General features: G+C 72.6%; 6 protein-coding genes. All 6 read right to left on the minus strand.

Annotated elements, in window-relative coordinates:
* Positions 1-713: TetR/AcrR family transcriptional regulator (locus QH283_RS02000; RefSeq protein ID WP_280501308.1), on the minus strand; the 713-nt coding region annotated here is incomplete at its 3' end.
* A gap of 116 nt (positions 714-829) precedes the next feature.
* A complete protein-coding gene (locus tag QH283_RS02005; protein WP_280501309.1) occupies positions 830-2782 on the minus strand; it encodes an acetoacetate--CoA ligase in 1953 nt (650 codons plus the stop codon).
* A gap of 53 nt (positions 2783-2835) precedes the next feature.
* On the minus strand, positions 2836-3657 hold the full coding sequence (locus tag QH283_RS02010; protein WP_280501310.1) for an HpcH/HpaI aldolase/citrate lyase family protein: 822 nt from the start codon (positions 3655-3657) through the stop codon (positions 2836-2838).
* On the minus strand, positions 3658-4188 hold the full coding sequence (locus tag QH283_RS02015; protein WP_280501311.1) for a MaoC family dehydratase: 531 nt from the start codon (positions 4186-4188) through the stop codon (positions 3658-3660).
* Positions 4185-5345: an acyl-CoA dehydrogenase family protein gene (locus QH283_RS02020; protein WP_280501312.1), complete on the minus strand. Its 1161-nt coding sequence runs from the start codon at positions 5343-5345 to the stop codon at positions 4185-4187. Before QH283_RS02020 ends, QH283_RS02015 begins: the two co-directional genes overlap by 4 nt.
* Positions 5342-6145: biotin/lipoyl-containing protein (locus tag QH283_RS02025; protein ID WP_348538251.1), on the minus strand; the 804-nt coding region annotated here is incomplete at its 5' end. The genes QH283_RS02020 and QH283_RS02025, both read right to left, overlap by 4 nt.

Raw genomic sequence — 6145 nt, forward strand, 5'->3', positions numbered from 1 at the left:
TCGGGCCCTCTTGTTTCTTTTTCGAGCGGGGGGGTGCGGCGGGGGCCGGGGGGGGGGGGGGGGGGGCGCCCGCCCGGCGGCAGCTCGGCCTGCGCCAGCGTCCAGCACACCGAGTCGAGCAACTGGACCAGCGCCTTCGCGGGCAGGGTGGCGTGGTGGTCGGCGATGCTGGTGAGCACGCTGAGCATGGCCCCGCGCAGCACCCGCACATCGTCGAGATCCAATTCCGGTCGCAGCGAACGCAATTCGGCGCCGAGCGCGTCCAGCACGGTGGACTGCTGCTCGGCCAGGATCCGCTGATCGGGCTCCTCGAGGTAGCGCACCTCCCAGCGCACCAGCGTGACCGTCGCGCGATTGTCGATGACCGCCTTGGCCACCGCGCGCACCACATGGCGCAGCCTGCGCTCCGGGGACCACTCGTGCGCCTCGTCCTGCAGCCGGACCGAATCGGTCATGGCCGTGCCCACCCGCAGCAGCTCTTCCCGGAACAGGGCGTACTTGCTGGGGAAATGGCGATACAGCGCGGCCGAACTGATGCCGAGGCCGGAGGCGATGTCCTCCATGCTCACGCCGTGATAGCCCAGCGCGCCGAAGGCGGCGGCCGAGGCGGCGGCGATCTGGGCCCGGCGGTTCTTCGGCCTGCGCCGGATCGGACGTGGTGCCGAGTCGCCGTCGACCGCTGGTCGCGCCGTGCGGCGGTTGTCGACACTCATGGACAACATCGTAACGATGCCGTTCCCGCCGGGATTTGCCCAGGTCGGTGCGGCGTCCATCGGGTCGGGTGCACGGGCTCGATCGGACGGGTCTGCCCGGCTCGATCGGCCGCAGGCTAGGTGCCCGGGCGGACGGCGGCGTACCAGTCCAGCAGGTCCGGGGCGTCGACCGCGCTGCGCTCCACCACGCGGCTCGGGTCGGCGCCCTGCAACAGCTTCTTGATCGGCACCTCCAGCTTCTTGCCGGTGCGGGTGTGCGGGATGCCGGGCGCGAGCAGGATCTCGTCGGGCACGTGCCGGGGCGAGACCTCGGTGCGGATGGTCTGCTCGATCCTGCCGACCAGCTCGTCGGTGAGTTCCGCGCCGGGGGCGAGCAGGACGAACAGCGGCATCCAGTAGCCGCCGTCGGGCTGCTCCACTCCGATCACCAGGGCCTCGGTGACCTCGGGCAGGCCCTCCACCGCCTGGTAGATGTCGGCGCTGCCCATGCGGATGCCGTGGCGGTTGAGAGTGGAGTCGGAGCGGCCGTGCACCACCACGCTGCCGTGGTCGGTGCGGGTGATCCAGTCGCCGTGCCGCCACACGCCGGGGAACATGTCGAAATAGGCGTCGTGATAACGCTTTCCGTCCTCGTCGCGCCAGAAGTGGACCGGCATGGAGGGCATGGGCGCGGTGATCACCAGCTCGCCGACCTCCCCACGCACCGACCTGCCCGCCTCGTCGTAGGAGTCCAGCGCCACACCGAGATAGGGCACCGACAGTTCGCCCGGCCACACCGGGACGGTGCGGGCCCAGCCGAGGAAGGCCGACACCACATCGGTGCCGCCGCTGATGGAGGCCACCGGCACCCCCACCTCGTCGCGCAGCCACAGCGCCGACGACGGCGGCAGCGCCGAGCCGGTGATGCCGACCAGGCGCAGTGCCGACAGGTCGTGCTCGGCGGCCGGATGCGCGCCCGCCTTGATGCAGGCGAGCACGTAGCCGGGGCTGGTGCCGAGCACGGTGGCCCGCACCTCGGCGGCCAGCCGCCACAGCCCGTCCGGCGCCGGGTGGGCGGGGCTGCCGTCGTAGCAGACGATGGTCGAGCCGACCAGCAGGCCCGCGACCTGGAAGTTCCACATCATCCAGCTCGGGCTGGTGTACCAGAAGAAGGTGTCCTCGCCACCGATGTCCGATTGCAGGGCAACGGCTTTCAGATGTTCGAGCACCACGCCGCCGTGGCCGTGCACGATGCCCTTGGGCAGGCCGGTGGTGCCGGAGGAGAACACGATCCACAGCGGGTGGTCGAAGGCGACCGGCTCCGGTCGCAGTTCGGGCGTGGACTCGCCGGGCGTGGCGGCCTCGGTCCACGGCGTCGTACCGGGCACGTCGACGCCGAGCCGGTGCACCACGACGGTCGAGCGCAGGGTGGGCAGGCCCGCGCGCAGGGCGGCGATGTCGGCGCTCTTGTCGTGCGCCCTGCCGCCGAAGCGGTAGCCGTCGGCGGTGATGAGCACCGTCGGCTCCAGCTGGCCCAGCCGGTCGAGGGCGGCCTTGGGGGAGTAGTCCTGACCGCAGGCGCTCCACACCGCGCCGATGCTCGCGGTCGCGAGGAAGGCGACGACGGCTTCGGGGATGTTGGGCAGGTAGCCGACGACGCGGTCGCCCGGCGTGACGCCCAGATCGCGCAGGGTCTGCGCCAGCGCGGCCGTGCGGCCGAGCAGTTCCGCCCAGGAGACCTCGCGCGGCGGCTCGTCCTCGGCGGCGGCCAGGATGGCCGGGCGGTCGGCGCGGGACTGGCGCAGCACCCGGTCGACGTAGTTCAGCCGGGTGCCGGGGAACCAGACCGCGCCGGGCATCCGGTCCTCGGCCAGCACCTCGCCCGGGAGGTCGCCGAGGTCGAAGTACTCCCAGACCGCCCGCCAGAAGCCGGGCAGGTCGCGCACCGACCACTGCCACAACCGCTGGTAGTCGCCCGGGTCGCCGTTCTCGGGCAGGTCGTAGCTGCCCCGCTCGGCGGCGAACCGGGCGAAGTGGGTGATGGTGGCCTCGGCGATGTCGTCGGCGGTCGGCGTCCACTGTGGTTGCATGGCGGTGCTCTCCTGTCGCCCGTGGTGCGTGGCCCGTGCTGCGGCGGTCGTGGTCATTCGCGTCCGGCGCGGCGCAGCAGTTTCCTGGCGTGCAGCAGGACCGGGCCGTCGACCATCCGGCCCTCGAAGGCGAACACGCCCCGGTGGTTCGGCACCTCGGCCAGCACCCGCCGCGCCCAGGAGATCTCCTCTTCCGAGGGCGCGTAGGCCGATCGGATCACCGCCACCTGGGAGGGGTGGATGGCGACCTTGATGTCGAAGCCGGAGGCCACCGCGTCCTCGGACTCGGCGCGCAGCCCGTCCGAATCGGAAATGTCCAGGTAGACCGCGTCCAGCGCGAGCTTGCCCGCCGCCTTCGCCGCGAGCAGGGTGGCCGCCCTGACGTGCACGGCAACATCGCGATAGGACCCGTCGGGACGCCTGCTGCTCGTGCCGCCGAGCCCTGCCACCAGATCCTCCGCGCCCCACATGACGCCGATGGCGTTGTCCGCGGCCGCCACCTCGGCCACCGCCAGCGCGCCCAGCGGCGACTCGACCAGGGCGACGACCTCGAAGCCCGCCAGGGCGGTGATCTGCGCGGCCGACTCGGCCTTGGGCAGCATCAACCTGCGGTAGCCGGTGGCGGCCAGTGCGCGCAGGTCGAGCGAGTGCTCGGCGGTGCCCGCCGCGTTCACCCGGATCACGGTGCGCTCGGGGTCCAGCGGCGTGAACACCAGCGCCTCGCGGGCGGCGGACTTGTCGCCGGGCGCGACCCCGTCCTCCAGGTCGAGGATCACCACGTCGGCCGCCGCGGCCGCCTTGGCGAACCGCTCGGGGCGGTCGGCCGGGCAGAACAGCCACGCCGGTCCCGGCAGCTCCCAGGTGCTCTCGGGCATCTACCGCTCCGTTCCCTGCCCGTCCGGGCGGAACCGGACCAAGGTCTTGCGGGTGGCCGTGGCGACCACCTCGCCGTGCTGATTGCGCGCGGTGTGCGCGAAGGTGACCACGCCCTCGCCGGGCCGCGACTTCGACGCGCGCTTGCCGATGACCACAGTCTCGGCGTACATGGTGTCGCCGTGGAACAGCGGCTTGGGGAAGGCGATCTCGGAGAACCCGAGGTTGGCCACGATGGTGCCCTGGGTGAGCTGCGCGACCGAGAGGCCGACCAGCGTGGACAGGGTGAACATCGAGTTCACCAGGCGCTTGTTGAACGGCGGCAGCGCGTCGCTGAACGCGGCGTCCAGATGCAGCGCCTGGGTGTTCATGGTGAGCGTGGTGAACAGGACGTTGTCGGCCTCGGTGATGGTGCGGCCTGGCCGGTGCTCGTAGACCACGTCGGTCTCGAACTCCTCGAAATACAGCCCGCGCTGCACCACCCGTCGCGGGGACGCGGGCGCGCCGGACCCGGGGATGTCGTTCTCGCTCACAGCCCCAGCTCCCGCCCGATCAGCATCAACTGCACCTCGGTCGTCCCTTCGCCGATCTCCAGGATCTTGCTGTCGCGGTAGTGCCTGGCGACAGCGTATTCGTTCATGAACCCGTTGCCGCCGAAGATCTGGGTGGCATCGCGGGCGTTGTCCATGGCCGCCTCGCTGGCGACCAGCTTCGCGATGGAGGCCTGCTTCTTGAACGGCTTGCCCGCGAGCATGAGCGCGGCCGCGTCGTAGTAGGCGGTGCGGGCGGCGTGGGCGCGCGCCTCCATCCGGGCGATCTTGAAGGCGACGGCCTGGTTGGCCGCGATCGGCCTGCCGAAGGCCAGCCGCTCCTTGGCGTAGCGGACGCTCTCGTCCACGCACCCCTGGGCGGCGCCGACCGACAGCGCGGCGATGGCGATACGGCCCTCGTCGAGGATGCGCAGGAAGTTGGCGTAGCCGCGGCCGCGCTCGCCGAGCAGGTTCTCCCTCGGCACCCGCACATCGGTGAAGGTCAGCGGGTGGGTGTCGGAGGCGTTCCAGCCGACCTTGTTGTAGGCGGGTTCGGCGACGAAACCGGGGGTGTCGGTGGGCACGAGGATGGTGGAGATCTCCTTGCGGCCCTCGATGCTGCCCGTGACCGCCGTGACCGTGACCAGGGTGGTGATGTCGGTGCCGGAGTTGGTGATGAACTGCTTGCGGCCGTTGATCACCCACTCGTCGCCGTCGAGCACCGCGGTGGTCCTGGTGCCGCCCGCGTCGCTGCCCGCGTCCGGCTCGGTCAGGCCGAAACCGGCCAGGGCCCGGCCGCTGGTGAGTTCGGGCAGCCAGCGCTGCTTCTGCTCCTCGTTGCCGAAGCGGTGGATCGGCATGGCGCCCAGCGAGACCCCGGCCTCCAGGGTGATCGCCACACTCTGGTCGACCTTGCCCAGCTCCTCCAACGCCAGGCACAGGGCGAAGTAGTCGCCGCCCATGCCGCCGTACTCCTCCGGGAAGGGCAGGCCGAACAGACCCATCTCGGCCATGCCCGCCACCACCTCGTAGGGGAAGGTGTGCGCGGCGTCGTGCTCGGCCGCCACCGGGGCCACCACCGTCTGCGCGAAATCCCGCACGGTCAGCGCGAGATCGCGGTACTCCTGCGGCAGGGTGCCGGTGGACAGGAAGTCGGTCATGCGGAAAGTCCTTCTCGCTCGGCGGGATCGGATGCGGCGGAGCCAGCTGGGGCGGGATCGGCGGTGCCCGTCTCGGGGTCGGGGGCGGTGACGACCCGGGCGAGCAACTCGTCCAGCCGCACCTGGGCGCCCGCGGCGACCAGCACCTCCACCACGCCGTCGACCGGGGCGGTGAGCGTGTGCTCCATCTTCATGGCCTCCACCACGACCACCGGGGCGCCCGCGGCGACCGCCGTGCCGGAGGCGACCGGCGTGGCAAGCACCGAACCCGGCATGGGGCTGCGGATCTCCGCGTCGCCGACATGGGCGGCGGCGCCGCGCACCGACACCTCGGGCACCGCGCGCAGCGTGCGCACGCCCTCGGGGCCGGCGACCCACAGGGTGTCGCCCTGCTCGGCCACGCGGTAGGTGCGGCGCAGGCCGTCGATCGTGAGCGCGAGCACGCCGCGGGCGCCGCCGGAGCTGCCCGCGTCGCGGACGGGAGGCGGCCCTGCCGGCTCGAATTCGGCGCGCACCTCGCGGCTCGCGCCGTCGCCGATGCGGACGGTGGCCGCCTCGGGCACGCCGGTCAGGTACACGTGCTCCACGCGTTCGCCCGCGGCCAGCCGGATCGGGGTCGGCGCGTGCGCGCCCACCCGCCAGCCGGGCGGCACGTCCCACAGCGAGTGCGCCCCTGCCCCGGCCGTGGGGCGGGGTTCGCGGCGCCGCCAGTGGTAGGCGGGGGGCCCCCCCCCGCCGGGGGGGGGGGGGGGGGGGGGGGGGGGCAGGGCCCCCCCGCCCCGCCCCCCCCCGCGGGGGGG

The sequence above is a fragment of the Nocardia farcinica genome, assembly GCF_029867845.1.
Lineage (GTDB): Bacteria > Actinomycetota > Actinomycetes > Mycobacteriales > Mycobacteriaceae > Nocardia > Nocardia farcinica_A.

Bases quoted from the DNA above. Each gene is read 5' to 3' on its own strand.
- QH283_RS02020 (WP_280501312.1), bottom strand. From the start codon at position 5,345: ATGACCGACTTCCTGTCCACCGGCACCCTGCCGCAGGAGTACCGCGAT.
- QH283_RS02010 (WP_280501310.1), bottom strand. From the start codon at position 3,657: ATGCCCGAGAGCACCTGGGAGCTGCCGGGACCGGCGTGGCTGTTCTGC.
- QH283_RS02005 (WP_280501309.1), bottom strand. From the start codon at position 2,782: ATGCAACCACAGTGGACGCCGACCGCCGACGACATCGCCGAGGCCACC.